This window comes from Acinetobacter bereziniae LMG 1003 = CIP 70.12 (assembly GCF_000368925.1).
Classification (GTDB): Bacteria; Pseudomonadota; Gammaproteobacteria; order Pseudomonadales; family Moraxellaceae; genus Acinetobacter; species Acinetobacter bereziniae.
On record NZ_KB849755.1, the window covers coordinates 476,954 to 495,566 of the forward strand.

The following is an 18,613-nucleotide window of genomic DNA, read 5'->3' on the forward strand; positions in this document are numbered from 1 at the left end:
ACCGTCATGCAAATCCAAAATATTGAATCACTCATGCTCACCTCGCAGGGCTTTTTCCATCGGATTGCAGAACACATTGAACGGATAACGCTTGTCTCTAAACCTTTCGACAATTGCCAAAGCCTCTTCAATGCGCTTGTCTTTCTCATCAACCTCAGCCTGTCGGGATTGCCAACCCGCTTTAAAATAATTCTTATATGTTGGTTGTTCGCCCTCAATTGTTGCCAAAGCTTTAGGAAGTCTTTTTTCCTCCCCTAATGCTTTAAATCCATCAATAAGTTCTTGTTTTTGTTTATCGAACTTTTTATTAAACTCAATGATTAACTTATCCATGACGTTCTGCCTCCAAACGATGACCTGCTTTGATTTCTTCGGGTGTGGCGTGTTGTACCTCACAATAACGACAAGGAAAATTACCAAAACGCTTAGTTTTTACTGTTTTTGGCTTTCCTGTTTTTGTTAATGTTTCAATCTGAAATAAACCTTCCAGCCCAGCATTTGATTTATACACTACATAATCCCCCACCTCAAAAATATTATTCTCTCTGCGGTATTTCAATAAAGCCTCTTGAATATCGTTAGCTCTATTTTCAGTGATATTAAAAACAGCTAGATGCTTTGTTGCTTCATAATTTTCTAGTGTGTCTTTATGGTGCTGATAGCAATCTTGATCTGTTATTTTGATCATTGACACTTCTCCACGTATGCGATGGCTTTACCTAATGCTAAAACACGGGGTGATTGATTAACCCCAACCGATTTACTCGCATTTGCAAAACAAGAATACTGGCGTTTTGCCATAGCTAGTCCACCATAGGATTGAACCAACTCATAAGACTCGACTAGTCCATGTAAATCCTCGCGTTCAACTCCATAAACATTTTCGCCAGTTTCCATTATTAATGATGATATATGTTGTGATTCTTCCCACCCATACTTTTTAACAAACTCAACTGCATTCATACCAGCTCCCCTTGCATCATTTTTCATTCTTAATAACCTCATCCAACTGACCAAGCACCTGATCTACTAAGCCACCATCGGCAAATATATCGAGCTGACCAATCTTGTATTTGTATTCATATTCATTTTCACGAGGAAAACGCTGTAATCCTGTTTCTGTCTGCCAAAGCAATACAAATGCATCGCCATTATCAAAATTAGGCACACCACCTCTCGCCCATTCACTTACAGTCGATGCACCAGCCACAGGCAAAACATAGGCAATCTTCTCGTGTGTCCAACCAAGTTTTAAAAGGTCTAAGATCATGCGGTTAAAGTCAGGGCGTTTGTATCCACGCATCTTTACGCGAAACTCTTTGACCTTCTTTTTTGTTTCAGTGTTGAGAAAACGCGCGCGTGCGCGAGGAGAATTCACATTTGCCAAACAATCAACCGTCATTTCCATTCTTAAACCCTCAGATTGTGCAAACTTTCAACTTGATCAAACCGCCCTTAATCACGTTTCCACGCTTAACAATGAGTTCATCAAACTGCTCATCGTCTACACATAAACCGCACTTAACTAAGCTATCGATAGTTGCTTTCAGATAGTTATCTATGTCTCGTGTTCTGCGGTCAGGAAAGTGAAAAGTCACTTCAAGTTTTAGTCTTGCTATTGTTTTGTGAGATGGAACAATGTGCTTCACAATTCGGTGAAACGCCTTTGCTCTATCGCTTAAATATCTTTTCTTGCCACTGGATAACCAATAGTGATTAACCGATGGTGGAACAGTTGCAATTTCACAGCTAAAAATCACATTTTCTTCTTTGCATAAAATGCGGTTAAAATCGCTTAGATTAGCCGTTTTAATCTTGTCCGCTACCTTTGCATCACTTCTGCTCAATAATCGCTGTAACCCCTCATTTTTTTGATTTAACGATAGGTTTTGATACTGCTCTTCGGTCATTCTCATGAATTCACCTCTAATTCTTCTACCAAATCCACTGTTTGGTTATCTTCGGGATGTTTCATGAAGCACCTCTAAGACTTAACGGGATCTTTTTGCCATCACGTTCAAGCATTGCTTTGTACTGCTCAAATTGATCAAAAGGGTCTATGTGCTCTTGCTTAGCGGATTCCCATGGCTGAGGCTCAATGCATTCAGGTGTTAATTTATTGATAGGATTTTTTGCTTTAAGCTGACCTTTGAGTTTTTCAAGTGCTTCTCGAGCAAGTGTTTTATAGCGTTTGTCGCTATTAGATTTTTTAGGGTTGTGTTCTAGTTGTGCTTTAGCCTCTGGTGCTGTTAAGAATCCATCAAATTGAGCTTGTTCAATTGCAGATATCTGTTGATCCTTATCAACCCCAAGACTTGTAATGTAGACAGGCTTCAACCCCTGATCTTTTGCTTCCGTGATTAATCGGTCATAGATCGAGATGAATATTTTCTTAGCTTCAGCAAGCTGGTATTTATCTCCTGTTATAACCAAATCAGCACATTTATCAAAAGCCTTTGCAGTTTGCTCAGTCCAAATAACTGTCAACTCACGACCTGTACCAAATTCAATCGAGTTCCTAGCAATCGCCCATGCTTCGTGTGCATCAAGCCAATCACCTGATTTTGGTTCGCACCAAGATCGAAATTCAGGAATCGTAGGAGGCCATTTCTCATGGCTCATGCGTGATAAACCACGTTGAAAATCTGATTGAGTGAGTCCCTGATATGAATTAAGCATCTCGTTTGCTAATTCTCGGGGTGTTACACCTGACCACTGGTCTGCAAACTTTTTACCGTAATTAATTCGCATCTTTGAAATCAAAGACATTGCGTGTTCATAGGTGAATTCAGACATAGCGCGCGCCCTCAATCAGATCTTGCTTTTTTGGTGTTATGTCAATTTCACTCCCACCAAACACCTGTTGTTCAGCTTCTCGCCAACGATCATGCTCATTTGCTGTTTGTTGGGCAGTTGTTTGAAAATGAGGTTGTTGCGGTATTTGCTCGTTTTGATACCAAGAAGCTTTAAACGCCCCCCATGGCTTTTGGCGCTTCAAACAGTATTCAATCGCTTGAACCATGGTTAATTTTGTTTTACCGATCTCAGTGACCAGGCTTTCAAATGCATTCTTGGTATTTACAGCCTGCTTTGCTTTTCGTACTTGCAAGAACTCAGTTGCCAATTCATCACTAACACCTAATTTTTTTAATTCAGTTTTAAAATTAAATTTAGGCGAAGCCGTTTTTGTTTCCGATTCGGGTAATAAGTTTTCAGGTTTCAGTAAGAGGGAATCAGGAATCAGGTTAAGGGAATCAGCACGATCACTTCCGTTCTCATCGTGATTAATCTCGATATTTCCTAAGTCCTTAGTAAACTTTGGGTTTTCTTCATCCTTTTGATCTATGTCTGGAAGTTCCGAACCTTTCTCTCTTTCATTCTTGTGAGGGTTCTGATGTTTCTCAAAATTGATCACTTTTATGTATTGTTGACCTTGAACGGAATAGATCGCGATAAATCCAGATTTTTCTAGATTAATCGTGAGCTCTTCGATATTGCATTCGTCGTAAGGAAGCAACTGTACTTTTAAACGTTTTGGCTTGTATTCAAAACACCCTTTATGATCTGCTACTGTCCACATACCTATAAACAAGAGGCGAGCCAAAGGATCTAGTTCGCTTAGTTCATCATTGGTAAAGAACGAGGGTTTTATATTCCTTGCTCTAGCCATTACTCACCTCATATGCTAAATTTGTCATATTCTTCTCACATCAATTCATTGGTGTGGCAATAAGGCTCAACTGGTCGCGCAGTTGGGCTTTTTTTGTGCCTGTGGTTTTTGTTGGGGTGACATCAATCAATTTCGGGGAAGCTGTTAATTCAAAATCAAAGCTTTCTCTCATATCTCTTGTATCTGTGGTCAAATCGAACTCAGCTTGTAGACAATTAAGTAATTCCTGAACCTCTTGGATTATGTCTATGCCTGCATTTCTCATTAGCTCTGATAGCGATAACTTTCGTGACCTCGCTATTCGTTCCAATCTGATCTTTTCGACATCCGTGCATTTAAACGTGATGCTCTCAGTTAGTTTTTCTGACATGGGAGCACCTATTACAAAAAAATGTCAGGGCGTAAGTCTGCCAATAGAACAACACCCTTACTTTTTTCATTTATTTTTTTTGAGAGTGTCGCAGAAACACTACCACCATATGCAATCTGCAAAAGGTTTCCTGGTGTAGTTCCGCAACTTGAAGCAAATTCATTAAGGTCATCTTCAGATTTTTTCTTAAGGTATTTAAGAAGGCTTAATACGTGACCTTTTGAATTTGATTGGTTTTTTAAAACTAATGTAGCTCCCATGGCTATCTCCTAAATCACATACAGAATAATTTAGTATTTTACTAAAGTAATTGCAAGCACGATTTAGCTTTTTACACATTCTGTTTTTTAGTTTTTTACTATTAAATTGCAATTATGAATATTTCAGACATTAGAAGAACCAAACTTCTTCAGCTTATCGAACAAAAAGCGAACGGCTCTCAAAAAGATTTTGCCGCAATGGTGGGTACTGCTCCTGCTTATTTAAGTCAGATCATAAATGGAACTATTGGGCAGAATGGTAAACCAGCCTCCTTGGGCAATCCTTTAGCCAGAAAGATTGAAAAAAAACTAGGCTTAGAGGATGGCTATATGGATCGAGAAAATAGCGACCTTACAAAAGAAGATATCAATGTTGACTATTCAAAAAAATACTCAATAGAGGGCAGATTAGTACCAGTTATCTCATGGGTTGCAGCTGGGAGTATTTCACCAATTGAAACTGTTCTACGGGATACAATTGTTGATGAGTACCTGCCACCTAACACGAAATGTGGGAAAAATGGGTATGGTTTAAAAGTTACAGGAAACTCCATGCTCCCTAGATTTGAGCCAGGTGATCGCATTTATGTTAACCCTGATGTACAGGCTTTTGATTTAATAACTGGCGACTTGGTTATCGTCGCGTATCTTGGAGATACCGAGGCAACTTTTAAGAAAATTATTATTGAGGGTAATCAAAAGTATTTAGAGCCACTCAATCCAGATTGGCCAGAAAAAATCATTAAACTCACTGACGACTCAAGGCTTGTAGGCAAAGTTGTTGGTTTATACAGGGATATATAATGCGAATTTTTCACATGCTCTGGCTTCCTTTTGCATACTGGTTTTCCCCATATAAGTTGGCTAATAATGCCCTTAGGGGAACCTTAAAGAAATATGGTGTTGATTTAAATAAAATCCCTAATTCTCTTACGCAGGAGCTTTCGAGCTCCATTATTAATAATCAAAAAGTATTTGATAAAAATAAAAGTGCCCTCCAAAAGCTGTATGATCTCCAGTTGCTAACAGATCACAATGCTTTAACAATGAAAAAAATTATAAATCATGAGTTTAAGTATGATTTTGAATTTACACCTGAGGTGGAACATATAAAAAATATAATGTTGAAACATGCCATAAAAAGATTTTGAAAATATTAAATCCCACTCTGTGTGGGATTTTTTTGTTTTGCCATTCAATAAATTAGTATAAAACTAAATGAAATATTAAGAATTTTGCTAAAAATAGTATTGTACTAAATTTAGTATTTTGCTAAATTAATCTCACACCTACAAAAAAAGCCCCTGACATTCGACCGACGGGGGCTTTTACTCAAAGAGTGAGATAAGTATGAATGCAAAACTAAACGAGATCAAGTCAAACATGCTTGTAGGCACAGGTGTTATAGCCCTATTAGCCTCAGCACTTGTTTTAGATCCAACTCAACCAAAACAACAAGTCGTTACAGCTCCTTTCGTTATTGACGAAATATCAGAATCCAATGCTGTTGTTCATACAGCTAATCATGAATTCACTTTAGAAATCGAATTTGATGCACGTTATTTCAAAGATGGAAACGGATTTGAATCAGGTCGTGACGCTGAATTAAATCAAATCAAAGAAATCACAGTGTTCAATGAAGATGGTCAAACAGAAAATTATTATTTAGATCAATCGGATGTGAGCATCTTAGCAAATCAACTTGAATCAGAATTACGTGACCGCCTTTAAGCGGTCACTTGGAGTACATCATGGTTCTATATGTCGATTACATCATTTGTCAGGGTTGCGGTAGATCAGTGACCAATAAGAAAAACTCATTAATTAATGACGGTGTGTTCTTTCTATGCACATGCGGTTGTTTCAAGAAAATTGGAAATTAGGAGAAGAAGATGAATGCACCAGTAAAAACAGAAAATCAAATAGCTGAACATGATCCTAAGTCAATCAAGGCTTATGTTTCAGATTTAACAATTCGTAAGAAATTTGAGGAGGTGTTAGGCAAGAAAACTCAAGGATTCTTAGCTTCTGTTATGCAAGTAGCCAATCAACCGCAGTTAAAAAATGCGGTACCAGCAACAGTGATTAATGCTGCAATGATGGCTGCAACGCTTGATTTGCCAATAAATAACAATCTGGGTTTTGCCTACATTGTTCCATACAAGCGCAAATTTAAAGATGGTCAAGGTCGTTGGCAAGAAAGCAATGAAGCTCAATTTCAAATGGGTTACAAAGGATTTATTCAATTAGCTCAACGCTCTGGACAATTTAGCCGTATTGCAGCAACACCAGTTTATGAAGGTCAATTGATTTCAGCAAATCCCCTGCTCGGTTATGAGTTTGACTGGACTGTTGAGAATAAAGGGGAAGCAATTGGCTATGTAGCGTTCTTTAAATTGCTTAACGGGTTTACTGCTGAGCTTTATATGAGCAAGGCTGAAATAAACAAACATGCAGGACGCTATAGCCAGTCTTTTAAATATGGTTCTGGTGTATGGAAAGATAACTTTGAGGCTATGGCACTTAAGACAGTAACCAAGCTTCTGTTGTCAAAGCAAGCACCGCTTTCAATTGATATGCAAACTGCTCAACTTGCAGATCAAGCAATTGTTCGTGATGTTGAATCAAATGATTTTGAATATATTGATCACAATGAATCTGTTGCAAATCTTGAAGCGCCAAGTCAATCGCTTTCAAATGAAGAGTTTCAAAGTATCAAATCATCAATTGCCAGTGGTGATTTAGATAAATCATTTGTTTTGAGTGGTGAAGCTGGTTATGTGCTTTCAGTTGAGCAACATCAAGAATTGGCGGGGGTTTGACATGTTAAAAGTACATCCCCACGCCCTCCACAGAATTATGGGTGAGCCAAAATCTATAGATCCAGTTTTAGTTACTTCAGAAGTAGCTGAAATTATGAAACGCACAAAACGTACAGATGAGGAAAAGGCACTCATTCAAGATTTAAAGAATCACACACTTTCAGAAGGTGCTAAAACTGCTATTGAGGAATGGGTGATTGAGCGTGTTTATGGCTTTAAAGACTTTCAGGGCAATAAGTACACCGAGAAAGGCTTAACGCTTGAAGATCATGCCATTAAATCGGTTCAAATGAATAGTTTATTCACTATGGGTGAATACATTCATATGAAAAAAAATGAAAGAACTATAGAGAATAATTGGCTTGTTGGTACACCAGACATTATTAATCTTGACCATGGACGAGATACTAAGTGTTCATGGTCAGGTGTTCAACACCCTTGGTCTATTCGTAAAGCAGAAAAGAAAATGAGTGAATACGGCTACGAATGGCAAAACCGTGGATACATGATGCTTACTAAAAAGCCTAAATGGTTCACCGACTTTGTTCTACTCCCTACTCCCGAGAATCTAATCTATGGAGAAGATCAAAGAGAACAACAGGTTATTTTAGTTAATCAAATCCCTTTGAAAAAGCGCATCACTTCAATTTGCATTGAAAGAAACCTTGAGATTGAAGAGTTGATCAAAATCAAATGCTCTGCTGCTCAAGTTTATGCAAATAGCTTTGCAATGGAAATTGGTGTGTACAAGGAGTTTGCAGCATGACCCTCTTAAAACTTTACTCAACTTTAATGGCGTGGTGGTTGTGATGGAGAACCTTAAAAACATTCTTCAATTCGCTTTTGTATGCATCTTTATTCTTTACACGTTTAATTTTGCGAGAGATTTGATTCTCAAAAATAAAAATTTTGAAGCAGTAATTGAGTGGGTTTCTCGGGGTTATTGCTTTGGAATCGGGCTTTTCATGGCTGTAGGGTTGCTTATTTTAATTATTAATATTTTTCAAAAATAAGGTGGTTGTGATGGAAAAACAAATCAAAATTCAAGACATTGATATCAACACAACACCGGGTGTGATTGCTCAAGATGTATTTAAAAAGGCTATTTCACCAGTTATCGGAGTCTTGGAAAAACAAGGTCGTGAATCGGTAAAAGAGTTCACCTTCTGTTCAATGTGGCTAGCAATGGGTTTGTATACAAATAATTTAAGCACTTCGGACGCAGAGAAAGCATTAAATCATGCAACCTCAAACGTGATTAAAGAGCTTAAGAAAATGCGAGGTGAAGTTTGATGGAAATTCGCATAGGCAAAGAATGGGTAATTTTCACATCTAAAAATGGCTCAAATATCATTTTAGCTAAAGTTCCTGAGCAATTACAGGATTCAGAAGATCCAATTGACCCTTTAAAAATTGGTCAAAAGTATTACTACTCAACGATATTTGGAGCAATTCAAGGTGTTTTCAAATTAGGTATTCATGACAGTGAAGCAAGATCATTTTTAGATCTTGAACAAGAAATTATGCGAGTCGCTCAATTATGCGAATCAGCATTTAAATAATTCGAGCAAAAATCTGCGCATTATCATCAAAAAATTAGGATTTTGCGCAGAAAAATGCACATAGGTGATGAGATGAAAAATAAAGAAAACAAATCAGATTTACGTTTTGAGCAAGAAGATGATGCAGTTTGGGTGTTTAGTGGTGGTAGTCATCAAGGCACTGAAATTAGTCATTTAATTACTTCTCACATTGATGATTACAATGAAGATGATGTACGTCTAATTTGTCATTATGCAGCGAATGAAATTGATCGACTTAGAGCAAAGTTAGCTAAAGCCACCCCTGAAGTTTTAGATGCCCCTGCTCGTGTAGGCGGTGGAGTATTCCGTGAAGGTGTGAAGTGGAAAACCGTTATTGAATCTGCTCAACGACTTTATGAGTACTCAAAAGATGAAATTAAACCAATAGTTAGCCCTGCTGATATGTTGAAAATTGCTAATGGTGAATTGGTTTTGGTGCCGAAAGAAGCAACCAAAGAAATGATTGAACGTGGATATGAAGCTCATGATTGTTTCTTCACTTTAGGCTCAGTAAGAAATGTATGGGATGCAATGATCGAAGCACAGGAGCAAAGTCATGAGCACTAGAAAAATTAAATCCGCTCTTATTAAGAAAGGCATCCCTTTTATAAATATTGAATGGGTGCGCGGTAATTCTGAATGTGAAAGTGAATGGTTTATTGAATTCACAGAAGGTACCAAACAAGACCTATTTGAAGCATCAAAAAAAGAGGGCAAAGGAGAACTGACAACAGATCACTTCAATTACCCGGGCGGAAATGCTGAGACTGTAATGGAGTTTATAGATGAGTTACCAAGCCTAAAAGGAGCAAAGTCATGACTGATCAAAAAGTCAAAACATGCCCATTTTGCAAAGTGCATGAGGAAGATGTTGAGGGATGTGTTTATCCATATTATGGATTAGCGCCTCATATTCACACTAAGCCAATTGGCGGTACCGAATTTTTAGATAAACCCTATCCATCTAATTTTAGTCCTGATGGTGATGGTATGGGTGTTTACACTCACTGCCTTTATTGTGGTGGTGATGGAACTGTGGAAGGTGTGGTTTTAGAAAAGGAGGAAGGTTGATGGAAATTGATCGTCGTGTCCGAGCGAAAGAATTTATGCAACTTCTTTCAATTAAAAAGGATGCATTTTATAATAAAGTGAAATTAGGTGAGATTGAACAACCAGTGCGAATCAATAAGAAAGATGTATTTTGGCATGAATCTTATGTGAAGCAGAAAGTTGAAGAACATAAGCCTGAAAAAGTTATAGCCTGCTCATAGCAGGCTTTATTTTAAGTATTGATTTTTTAAAAACGGGTAACATAACGGGTAATTAATCATTGTATTTAAATTATAATTATAAAAAACAAATACTTAAATTAATAATATGTATTTGCAATTAAAATATTCACTCAAAAACTTCTCTTAATAACAGTATGAATTCATGATTTCTTTATCTAACAATGTATCAATTTATTTTAAAACATACACTGAATTGTATAACACTCAATGCTTATGACTTAAAGTCTCCATTCCTACAAATCTGTTGTTAAAAAGAAATCCTTCTTGAAATTATAGACCAAGTCATTTAACGCGCTCACTTAGAGCAATTAATTTCTCAATCAGGTCATTTTAAAAATATCAAGTCTCGGCACATTCAGGTCATCAACTTATTCATATATCTTCTAAAGGTTATCTTGATACCCGTTAATCAATTACCACCCAATTTCACATAAATTATGTCATGACTGTTGAGTAATTTAATACAAATTTATTCAGCAATTATATATAGTTACTCACTCAACTTTAAATTAAATTTGTGACTAAAAAGATGATTACACGTTCTCTTACTCGTACAGTTTCTATTGCATTCATCACACTTTGCACACACACTGCATTTGCAGAAGGCTTAACCACTCAAGAGGCTGATCTCTTAGCCAAAGAAGATATTGCAGCTACACAGGTACTTGCTGAAGTCTGCCCGTCACTGATTGGAAATAATGCTACATTCCAAAGTAAGATTGATACATTAACTCAAACTTTATTGAAAGATTTATCTAAGACAACGACTTTAGACCAACTTAAACTAGATCCTGAATATCAATCGGTTTTTAAAGAAGCACAAGCAAATGCCAAAGAAGTAGACCAAGCCGAACACAAAGCTGTCTGTAATGATGTACTTGAACTCAAGCACTAAAAATAAAAATGAGGATAAGAGATGTTAAAAGCATTTTTTTAACATCTTTTTAAAATACTCTTTTGCGAAAAATTCAAATAAATCTACAACATCAATACATTTTATCTATATTTTTGACTGTTTTTACGTTTACTCTATGCCTCTTGTTAAGAGAAATAATTGATTAGGTCCATCATGCGTATGACTTTAAAAATGCTTACATTAAGCCTTGTTTCAGCCAGTGGTTTATTTATGACTCATGCTTTTGCAGCATCTAAAGACGCAGCTTCGCATGAACAGAATATTGAAGTCACACAACAACAAGTCTCTAAAGAAGAACTTGCCGCAATTTATGTACTTTCTGATATTTGCCCGAGCTTGATTAAAACTGATGCTGCATTTGATAAAGGTTTCAATCACTTATTGAAAGATTACATGCCAAATGACAAGAACCCGAAAGAAGCTTTAAAAACTTTAGCCAAACAAAAGGATTTTCAACGTGCTTTGAAAGAAGCCAAAGCTGATGCCAAGAAAGCTGGAGATACTGAAAATACTGCGATTTGTAACGACATTAGTCGCTATGGTGCATAATCGTGGTGCAATTTATTAGACAAATAATGAAATAGTTACAATAAGTAAGAAATAAGCCGACTTTCTGTATAGAAGTCGGCTTTGCTTTGTCCTAAAATGCTAGCCTGTTTGTGCTCATATAACGATTGGAACGACCTAGAATGACCCCAAAAAGCGCCATTGCTGCATTATTACTTTTACCTTCATTTTCTTATGCAGCAACCGTCTTAACAACTCCGCCAGAATTAAATAATAAATCTTACGTCTTAATGGACTATGAGACAGGTCAAATTCTTGCTTCGAAGAATGAAAATGAAAAACTAGCACCTGCTTCGATGACCAAAATGATGACCAGTTACATCATTGAGCAAAAACTCCTCAAAGGTGAACTGACTGAAAATGAAAAAGTTCGCATGAATGAGTCAGCTTGGTGTCGAGGAAGTAGCACTGAATCTTGTATGTATGTTCCGCTCAATGGTACTGCAACAGTTTTAGAAATGTTACGCGGTATTATTATCCAATCGGGTAATGATGCTTCCAAAGCGATGGCTGAACACATTTCTGGCAATGAAGGTTCATTTGCTTATGTCATGAATCAAGAAGCTAAACGTGTCGGCATGACCAATACTCACTTCATCAATGCAACAGGTATGCCTGCTGACGGTCATTACTCCACTGCAAAAGATATGGCTGTTTTAGCCAAACATATCATTCATGACAGCTCAAAATACTACCCAATTTATTCTGAAAAAGAATTTACCTTTAATGGTATCAAACAAGGTAACCGCAATGCCTTACTTTATACCGACCCAAGTGTGGATGGTTTAAAAACAGGTCACACCAATGAAGCTGGTTTCTGTTTAACCACTTCTTCTAAACGTGGTCCAATGCGTTTGATTTCTGTGATTTTTGGTGCACCATCAATGAATGAGCGTGCCAATCAAACACGCTCACTGCTTTCTTGGGGATATTCAAACTTTGAAACTGTGAGTGTTCATCCTGCAAATCAAGTTCTTGCTAAAGCTAAAGTTTATTTTGGTAAAGAAAATGATGTTCAAATTGGTTTAGCTGAAAACTTCAATGTGACTATGCCAAAAGGTCAGGCGAATGCGATCAAAACTCAAATCACTGTCCAACCGAACTTAAATGCACCTTTAAAACAAGGTCAGGTTGTCGGAAAACTAACAGCGACTTTAGATGGTAAAGTTATTGCAGATAAGCCTTTAGTGGCATTAAAAGCAGTGGAAGAAGCAGGTTTCTTCTCTCGATTGATTGATCACATCAAAATGTTCTTTAGCAACTTATTTTAATTTATTTGTGAAAGTCTAATTCAACTTTACTGATTAGACTAAAGCACAGGCATCCTGATCGAAGATTAGGATGCCTTTTTATTTTATACTGTGATGACGGTTTTTAAGTTTTAAGCTTTGATAAGGACGCCAACATGAAAAAGAATATCCGTACGTATTTACAACATCATCCTAAAATTGACTCGACCTGCTACATTGATGATTTATCTGTGATAATCGGTGAAGTCAGTTTAGCTGAAAATGTTTCGGTATGGCCTTTTGCTGTAATTCGTGGTGATGTTAATCACATTAAAATTGGTCGAAATTCCAATGTGCAAGACCATTGCATGCTACACGTCAGCCATAAAAATGATGCAAAACCTAATGGTTCACCATTGATCATTGGTGAAGATGTCACTATTGGACATCATGTAACCTTACATGGCTGCCAAATAGGCAATCGAGTTCTCGTTGGAATCAACAGTATTGTGCTGGATGATGTGATCATCGAAGATGACGTAATGATTGGTGCAGGCTCATTGGTTCCACCACGTAAACGCTTAGAAAGCGGCTATTTATATGTAGGCAGTCCTGTACAAAAAGTGCGCCCATTAACAGACAAAGAAAAAGAATTTTTACCTTATTCTGCAAGGCATTATGTGAAAGTAGCGAACAATTATATTGATGAATTGAATCAAAACTAAACCAAGCCCCATGCTTTATTAAAAGATTTATATTTTTAATAAAGCAAAATTTGAAATTTAATTGAGTGAGTATGATTGCTCTAGGCGTCTATTTAAAAGATCTCAAAATGAAAATAATATTCACAGCTAGATGGGTTATCACAATGATCACAGCAATGTTAAGTTGAGTATAAATAAGTTCTATTTTCTAAATGCTCTTTTAAGTTCCTGAAAACACTTGGCTAAAGTGCCCATCAATGACCTCTATTGCTGGACAAAAATCGCTTAGACACCGAGAACTAAAAATGAGAGAGATAGAAATCTTATTCGAAATAAGATCATACTATTCATCTGTGACTTCAATTTGTTCAAGATTTAAATCATCCCAAATCTGATGTTCAGATAAATAAATCCCAGCATCTTTAAAAAAATCATCCATATCCCTTAAAGCGCTTTGTTTTAAGCTAAGTTGATTCTCTAAAAAGCCAATCATAGCTTGTGTTTGTATGTGTAAAATACCTTATTTTTGCCCTAACTATAAGCTCTACTTGCGCTGAAAATACTCGCTTTCCAATCCACCAAGCCAATACGTTAGATATTTCATTTTTCCAAAAACTGGAAATTCTTGTATATTTGTATGTGAAAAAATCGAAACTCATTTATAACCACATAATTTTCAATATTATTTTTAACGTGACACGTCGAGGAAATTTCCAAATATCCAGATAAATGGGTTTTAATTTCAGCTAAATCAAGTGAAATTAAAACCCAATTTGATCAATATAAAGTGCTTATTCATTCACTTTATAGTATTTACTTAACTCTTCAAACACAGGCGCTTTCACATTATCTTTCACGATATAACGTTTAATTACACCCTGATCTGTATGAATTTCCATAAAGACATTTTCTGAGCCTCTGAAATCAACCATCATATTCACAGGAACTAAAACACTGTTACGTGAACGATTGGCTTTAAATGCAAAATCAATTTCAGTAGGTCCAATCACATTGAATGAATGACTTTTCACCCCATCACTAAATACAACTTTTTCAATATTATATTTGGTGTATGCGCTGTTTAAACTCAGTTTAACTTTTAGAATGTCTTTATGTGCTTCGTTCCATGCCACTGTCACAATCGGGCAAATTTCACTTGGCTGACAGATTAATAAGCCTTGAGTACCCACATTTGAATTCGCATTATTAGGATTTGAAGCACATCCTGCGATAAGCAATGCACTTAAAGGAATGTACCAAAGTTTCTTCATCATGTTTTTTATATCCTATTGGATGCCCAGAAATTGGAATGGTTGAGCGACCTTAAAAGAAGAATTAGCCTTACCTGCATACACTTTCGCTTGGTCAGCACCCAACTCAAGCTTTCTGGTTTGACCATCTTTAAAATCAATCTCCTTTAAGTCTACCCAAAAAACATTAGGTGATACAGCAGATTCAAAGAAATATAGTCCTCGTTTATGATCTACAACGGTTCGCCAGCGTGTAGAAGAAATATTCGGCTCCTCTTCAGTATTGAGTCCAAAAGGAACTGAGGTATTACGTATCACACTAAATACGCTGGCTAATGAATGTTCCGGAGAGGCATTTTTAGGAATGGCATTGATATAAAACGATGCTCTTGCAAATCGATCTGCAGCACGATTTGTCCCTGGTAACATCGTGGTTCCACCAATCTGTTTCCAGTAAGTATTCAATGCAAGCTGTTGATCAAAGGTAGGAGAGTTCGTCATGACTTGATATTGACGATTATGATGAATGACTTGCTTACCGCCAATATATTCTATAATGGCACTGTCACCAGTCGAATCAGAAATAGATAAATGTAGCGTTGCTAAACGTTTCTCTCCTGGCACTTGATCTGTGACAATCATGAATGGCTCTTTTTCTAAGGCTTGTATCGCTTCATTAACTGTTGCGTAGTTATCCAATACATACTGCGCCCATAGTGAAATACTGAGCGGTGGTTTTTTATTGTTTTTTACATCTGGATATTCCGACTCCACCAACCACAGCAAATTTGCTACTAACCCTTTTTCATTGACGCCATCAGTTGTAGAAATATCATACCCAGTAGCCACAACACTGCCATATTTCGATGTCCACTGAATTGACTTTGGTCCAGCCATTCCAGTGCGTTTAACATTATTCGGTAAAATCCATAGATTTGTTCCAACATCGCTTTTCCAATCCATCGAACGTGCTGTCATCACATCATTATTGCCAAGATACACAACACGAGTACATGCAGTTGCCACCTCAGCAGCGACCAAAAGCCCTGCTGCAAACAACACTTTTTTTATTGCCTTATTCATGATTAAACCCTCTTAGAAAATTGGTAGATTGATCCCTATCACAGGACCTTGCTGACGAACATCCCAGTGAAAATTATTCGATTTATGATCTTGTTCAAAGTAACGATAGCCTGCGCGTAAATTGAAATTTCGATGAAAAACAGGAATCCGATAACCTAGATATGCATGTGCAACAGTGGTGTTTTCAGTGCCAACTGTGAATTCTGCTGCTAAATTCCAAGGCGAGTCGAAATTGTATTTAAATCGTGATCCCCAAAAAAACTCTGTCCACTTTGCATCTGCTGCCAGTGTTTGATTAAACGCTCCAAGTGTTGCTTCTGCCTGAGTTCGATGTAAACCAAGTGTAGGTTCTACAATAAACTTTGCCTGTTGATGCGATGTTGTTTCGGTTGAGACATAGGCTTGATAATACACCCCGTAACTACTTTGATTGAGCTTAGTGCTCAATGCGATGGGGATATTGATTGCGCTTTTTTCCTGAGATGTTTTGACATACTGGTGATCTGCATAAAGCCCCCAGTTGCCTTTACTCAAATCCACATGCCCCATAAAGGATTGATCAAGCGCCTTGACTGTTTCTTTAAATGGCTGATCGATATCGTATTTTATTTTACCTTTTTGGATATTCCCATCCACATCTGCAGCAAATACATAGAGATTAAGATTAAATTTTACAGGTCCTTGAAATGTATCTGAGAAAGTGTCAGCCAGTGTTGCTTGATTTAAAAGCAAACCGATCAGAAAAAATAAGTATTTGTTTGTTTTCATCAATACCCTCTTTATAGATATTTTTTATCATGTGTTTTAATAAGCATTGCGCTTAAATATGAACCTTAATCACATAAAAAATCAAGGGAATTAAGTATTAAAAATAAATAATCGAATAAAATTTAGTTTATTTCCACTGATAATATTTTAAAATAAAAATATAAATTAATAACTTACAATAAAAAGGTCATGAAAAATATTTTTACCAACTATAAACCCCTAAAAATAAAATAACTTTTTAATTAATTTTTACAGTGAATTTATTAAATTAAACAATACTCTTGATGACATTCAATGTTCAGCTCATCTCGGTGCTTATATTGAAATAAGTCATACATTACCAATCAATAAATTCGTCCAATTGGAGTGATATACTTTATCCCATTGCTCAAAGAAAAAGCCTTGAACATAGCCACCAAGCTGAAAATTTTGTAGAATAATGCTTTATCTCCCATGGTGCTGATTATGAGCTCTTGGTCTCCACATGTAACTGTCGCAACTGTTGTTGAAAAAGATGGAAAATTCCTGTTTGTAGAAGAACATACAGAAGGTGTTAGTCATACTGTTTTTAACCAGCCTGCTGGGCATGTAGAGCGCGATGAAACCATTATTCAAGCTGCTATACGTGAAACAATGGAAGAAACAGGATATGCGATTGAAGTTGATTCTCTAGTTGGCATCTATACCTACACTCCACCCATGTTTCCAGATCGTACTTATTTTAGATTCTGCTTCTTAGCCCATATCACAGAATACTTCCCTGATGCTCAACTTGATACTGGAATTATTGGTCCGCAATGGATGAGCCTTGAAGAATTACTTGATTCTGCACGTGCCAGAAGCCCTCTTGTGATTAAAGCTGTACAAGACGCATTATCTGGGCAAAAATACCCACTTTCGCTCATCTATGAGCACCAAAACTCTCCTTTAATTTCAAACTTGGATGCCTAATCCTATGCAACAACGTGTCATCGTCGGTATGTCTGGTGGTGTAGATTCATCTGTTTCTGCTGCGCTTTTACTTCAACAAGGATATCAAGTTGAAGGTCTTTTCATGAAAAATTGGGAAGAAGATGATGGTACGGAATACTGCACAGCTATGGAAGATCTTGCTGATGCACAAGCGGTCTGTGACAAAATTGGCATCAAATTACATACTGCCAACTTTGCCATGGAATATTGGGATCGTGTTTTTGAGCACTTTTTAGCGGAATACGCTGCTGGTCGTACCCCGAATCCAGATATTTTATGCAATAAAGAAATTAAATTTCGTGCCTTCCTCGACCACGCTGTAAGCTTAGGTGCTGATTTTATTGCGACTGGACATTATTGCCGTCGTGGAGAAACAGCGACCAATAGTAAAGGCGATCAATATGCACCTTTACTCCGTGGTGTAGATAACAATAAAGACCAAACTTATTTCCTGCATGCAGTTCATGGTCGTGAAATCAATAAAACATTATTCCCTGTGGGTGAGATTGAAAAGCCTCAAGTCCGCAAGATTGCTGAAGAACTTGGTTTGGTAACTGCAAAGAAAAAAGATTCAACAGGTATTTGTTTCATTGGTGAACGCCGTTTTAATGACTTCTTAAAACAATATTTGCCTGCACAACCGGGAAAAATTGTTTTAGATTCTGGAAAAGAGGTTGGTGATCATCACGGCTTAATGTACTATACGCTCGGTCAACGAGGTGGTATTGGTCTTGGTGGATTAAAAGGTGCCGAAGAAGGCGCTTGGTTTGTTCTACATAAGGACCTTGAAGGCAATCGTCTTGTCGTTGGTCAAGGTCACGAACATCCATTGATGCAAAGCACGATTTTATGGTCTGAAGCAATTGATTGGGTTGCTGGAGAGCAAGAGATTTCTGAATCAGGTTTCCGATGCACGGCAAAAACTCGATACCGCCAACCAGATCAAGCATGTACAATTTATAAAGACAGCAATACACCAAGTGGTGTACGTGTCGAATTTGATGAACCACAACGTGCCGTTACACCGGGACAAAGTGTTGTTTTTTATGTTGATGAAGTTTGTTTAGGTGGTGGGGTGATTCATCATACCAATGCACCAAAACCAGACTTTATCGAGTCATGATTAA

General features: G+C 37.1%; 30 protein-coding genes. 17 read left to right on the top strand and 13 right to left on the bottom strand.

What is annotated here, in order from left to right:
- Positions 1 to 27: 27 nt before the first annotated feature.
- The 9 genes from F938_RS04070 to F938_RS04110 are packed head-to-tail and all read right to left on the bottom strand — an operon-like array spanning position 28 to position 4,300.
- Entirely contained in the window at positions 28 to 333 is a 306-nt protein-coding gene (locus F938_RS04070) for a hypothetical protein (protein WP_005029634.1), read from the bottom strand.
- Positions 326 to 688 carry a hypothetical protein gene (locus F938_RS04075; protein WP_005029636.1) on the bottom strand — a complete coding sequence of 121 codons (363 nt, stop codon included), beginning with the start codon at positions 686 to 688 and terminating at the stop codon, positions 326 to 328. The genes F938_RS04070 and F938_RS04075 overlap by 8 nt, the downstream gene beginning before the upstream one ends.
- On the bottom strand, positions 685 to 990 hold the full coding sequence (locus F938_RS04080; RefSeq protein WP_005029638.1) for a hypothetical protein: 306 nt from the start codon (positions 988 to 990) through the stop codon (positions 685 to 687). Before F938_RS04080 ends, F938_RS04075 begins: the two co-directional genes overlap by 4 nt.
- The gene (locus F938_RS04085; RefSeq protein WP_005029640.1) at positions 980 to 1,408 is read right to left on the bottom strand and encodes a hypothetical protein; all 429 of its coding nucleotides are present in this window, start codon (positions 1,406 to 1,408) and stop codon (positions 980 to 982) included. The genes F938_RS04080 and F938_RS04085 overlap by 11 nt, the downstream gene beginning before the upstream one ends.
- A 10-nt stretch (positions 1,409 to 1,418) precedes the next feature.
- Entirely contained in the window at positions 1,419 to 1,916 is a 498-nt protein-coding gene (locus tag F938_RS04090; protein WP_005029642.1) for a RusA family crossover junction endodeoxyribonuclease, read from the bottom strand.
- A 55-nt stretch (positions 1,917 to 1,971) separates the two neighbouring features.
- Complete coding sequence (locus tag F938_RS04095) at positions 1,972 to 2,796, bottom strand: hypothetical protein (RefSeq protein ID WP_005029645.1); 825 nt, start codon at positions 2,794 to 2,796, stop codon at positions 1,972 to 1,974.
- Positions 2,789 to 3,670, bottom strand: a complete 882-nt coding sequence (locus tag F938_RS04100) for a hypothetical protein (RefSeq protein ID WP_005029647.1) — start codon at positions 3,668 to 3,670, stop codon at positions 2,789 to 2,791. Before F938_RS04100 ends, F938_RS04095 begins: the two co-directional genes overlap by 8 nt.
- A gap of 40 nt (positions 3,671 to 3,710) precedes the next feature.
- Complete coding sequence (locus F938_RS04105) at positions 3,711 to 4,040, bottom strand: hypothetical protein (protein ID WP_005029649.1); 330 nt, start codon at positions 4,038 to 4,040, stop codon at positions 3,711 to 3,713.
- 11 nt (positions 4,041 to 4,051) lie between these two features.
- Positions 4,052 to 4,300 (bottom strand): helix-turn-helix domain-containing protein, encoded by a 249-nt coding sequence (locus F938_RS04110; protein ID WP_005029651.1) that lies wholly within the window; start codon positions 4,298 to 4,300, stop codon positions 4,052 to 4,054.
- A gap of 114 nt (positions 4,301 to 4,414) precedes the next feature.
- On the opposite strand from F938_RS04110, the gene F938_RS04115 reads away from it, so the two are divergent.
- The 15 genes from F938_RS04115 (at position 4,415) to F938_RS04190 (ending at position 13,434) form a co-directional block, all read left to right on the top strand.
- The gene (locus F938_RS04115) at positions 4,415 to 5,104 is read left to right on the top strand and encodes a LexA family protein (protein ID WP_005029652.1); all 690 of its coding nucleotides are present in this window, start codon (positions 4,415 to 4,417) and stop codon (positions 5,102 to 5,104) included.
- Positions 5,104 to 5,451, top strand: coding sequence for a hypothetical protein (locus tag F938_RS04120; protein WP_005029654.1), 348 nt, complete (start codon positions 5,104 to 5,106; stop codon positions 5,449 to 5,451). The genes F938_RS04115 and F938_RS04120 overlap by 1 nt, the downstream gene beginning before the upstream one ends.
- A 199-nt stretch (positions 5,452 to 5,650) precedes the next feature.
- Positions 5,651 to 6,031, top strand: coding sequence for a hypothetical protein (locus F938_RS04125; protein WP_010591362.1), 381 nt, complete (start codon positions 5,651 to 5,653; stop codon positions 6,029 to 6,031).
- Between the two features lie 161 nt (positions 6,032 to 6,192).
- Entirely contained in the window at positions 6,193 to 7,122 is a 930-nt protein-coding gene (locus F938_RS04130; RefSeq protein ID WP_005029658.1) for a recombinase RecT, read from the top strand.
- Between the two features lies 1 nt (position 7,123).
- Positions 7,124 to 7,888 (top strand): hypothetical protein, encoded by a 765-nt coding sequence (locus tag F938_RS04135; RefSeq protein WP_005029660.1) that lies wholly within the window; start codon positions 7,124 to 7,126, stop codon positions 7,886 to 7,888.
- A 257-nt stretch (positions 7,889 to 8,145) separates the two neighbouring features.
- Entirely contained in the window at positions 8,146 to 8,415 is a 270-nt protein-coding gene (locus tag F938_RS04145; RefSeq protein WP_005029662.1) for a hypothetical protein, read from the top strand.
- Complete coding sequence (locus F938_RS04150) at positions 8,415 to 8,684, top strand: hypothetical protein (RefSeq protein WP_005029664.1); 270 nt, start codon at positions 8,415 to 8,417, stop codon at positions 8,682 to 8,684. Before F938_RS04145 ends, F938_RS04150 begins: the two co-directional genes overlap by 1 nt.
- A gap of 72 nt (positions 8,685 to 8,756) precedes the next feature.
- Positions 8,757 to 9,272, top strand: a complete 516-nt coding sequence (locus tag F938_RS24655; protein WP_005029666.1) for a hypothetical protein — start codon at positions 8,757 to 8,759, stop codon at positions 9,270 to 9,272.
- Entirely contained in the window at positions 9,262 to 9,525 is a 264-nt protein-coding gene (locus tag F938_RS04160) for a hypothetical protein (protein ID WP_005029667.1), read from the top strand. Before F938_RS24655 ends, F938_RS04160 begins: the two co-directional genes overlap by 11 nt.
- Positions 9,522 to 9,776, top strand: coding sequence for a hypothetical protein (locus F938_RS04165; protein ID WP_005029668.1), 255 nt, complete (start codon positions 9,522 to 9,524; stop codon positions 9,774 to 9,776). The genes F938_RS04160 and F938_RS04165 overlap by 4 nt, the downstream gene beginning before the upstream one ends.
- On the top strand, positions 9,776 to 9,976 hold the full coding sequence (locus F938_RS04170) for a helix-turn-helix transcriptional regulator (protein ID WP_005029670.1): 201 nt from the start codon (positions 9,776 to 9,778) through the stop codon (positions 9,974 to 9,976). Before F938_RS04165 ends, F938_RS04170 begins: the two co-directional genes overlap by 1 nt.
- Positions 9,977 to 10,526: 550 nt before the next feature.
- Positions 10,527 to 10,892 carry an MCR_0457 family protein gene (locus F938_RS04175; RefSeq protein ID WP_005029672.1) on the top strand — a complete coding sequence of 122 codons (366 nt, stop codon included), beginning with the start codon at positions 10,527 to 10,529 and terminating at the stop codon, positions 10,890 to 10,892.
- Positions 10,893 to 11,066: 174 nt separating this feature from the next.
- Entirely contained in the window at positions 11,067 to 11,462 is a 396-nt protein-coding gene (locus F938_RS04180; protein WP_005029674.1) for an MCR_0457 family protein, read from the top strand.
- Between the two features lie 140 nt (positions 11,463 to 11,602).
- Complete coding sequence (gene dacC / locus F938_RS04185; RefSeq protein WP_005029677.1) at positions 11,603 to 12,751, top strand: D-alanyl-D-alanine carboxypeptidase PBP5/6; 1,149 nt, start codon at positions 11,603 to 11,605, stop codon at positions 12,749 to 12,751.
- A gap of 134 nt (positions 12,752 to 12,885) precedes the next feature.
- Complete coding sequence (locus F938_RS04190; RefSeq protein ID WP_004831226.1) at positions 12,886 to 13,434, top strand: gamma carbonic anhydrase family protein; 549 nt, start codon at positions 12,886 to 12,888, stop codon at positions 13,432 to 13,434.
- Positions 13,435 to 13,756: 322 nt separating this feature from the next.
- On the opposite strand, the gene F938_RS24450 is transcribed toward F938_RS04190, so the two are convergent.
- The 4 genes from F938_RS24450 to F938_RS04205 form a co-directional block, all read right to left on the bottom strand.
- Positions 13,757 to 13,906 (bottom strand): hypothetical protein, encoded by a 150-nt coding sequence (locus tag F938_RS24450; RefSeq protein ID WP_005029678.1) that lies wholly within the window; start codon positions 13,904 to 13,906, stop codon positions 13,757 to 13,759.
- Between the two features lie 298 nt (positions 13,907 to 14,204).
- Positions 14,205 to 14,687, bottom strand: coding sequence for a hypothetical protein (locus F938_RS04195; RefSeq protein WP_004831228.1), 483 nt, complete (start codon positions 14,685 to 14,687; stop codon positions 14,205 to 14,207).
- A gap of 12 nt (positions 14,688 to 14,699) precedes the next feature.
- Complete coding sequence (locus tag F938_RS04200; RefSeq protein ID WP_004831230.1) at positions 14,700 to 15,746, bottom strand: linear amide C-N hydrolase; 1,047 nt, start codon at positions 15,744 to 15,746, stop codon at positions 14,700 to 14,702.
- A 12-nt stretch (positions 15,747 to 15,758) separates the two neighbouring features.
- Positions 15,759 to 16,514 carry a hypothetical protein gene (locus F938_RS04205; RefSeq protein ID WP_005029681.1) on the bottom strand — a complete coding sequence of 252 codons (756 nt, stop codon included), beginning with the start codon at positions 16,512 to 16,514 and terminating at the stop codon, positions 15,759 to 15,761.
- A 465-nt stretch (positions 16,515 to 16,979) separates the two neighbouring features.
- Here F938_RS04205 and F938_RS04210 point away from each other — a divergent pair, with 465 nt between their 5' ends.
- Positions 16,980 to 17,465, top strand: coding sequence for an NUDIX hydrolase (locus tag F938_RS04210; protein WP_009587264.1), 486 nt, complete (start codon positions 16,980 to 16,982; stop codon positions 17,463 to 17,465).
- A 4-nt stretch (positions 17,466 to 17,469) separates the two neighbouring features.
- Positions 17,470 to 18,609 (top strand): tRNA 2-thiouridine(34) synthase MnmA, encoded by a 1,140-nt coding sequence (mnmA, locus tag F938_RS04215; protein WP_005029683.1) that lies wholly within the window; start codon positions 17,470 to 17,472, stop codon positions 18,607 to 18,609.
- The last annotated feature ends 4 nt before the right edge of the window (positions 18,610 to 18,613 follow it).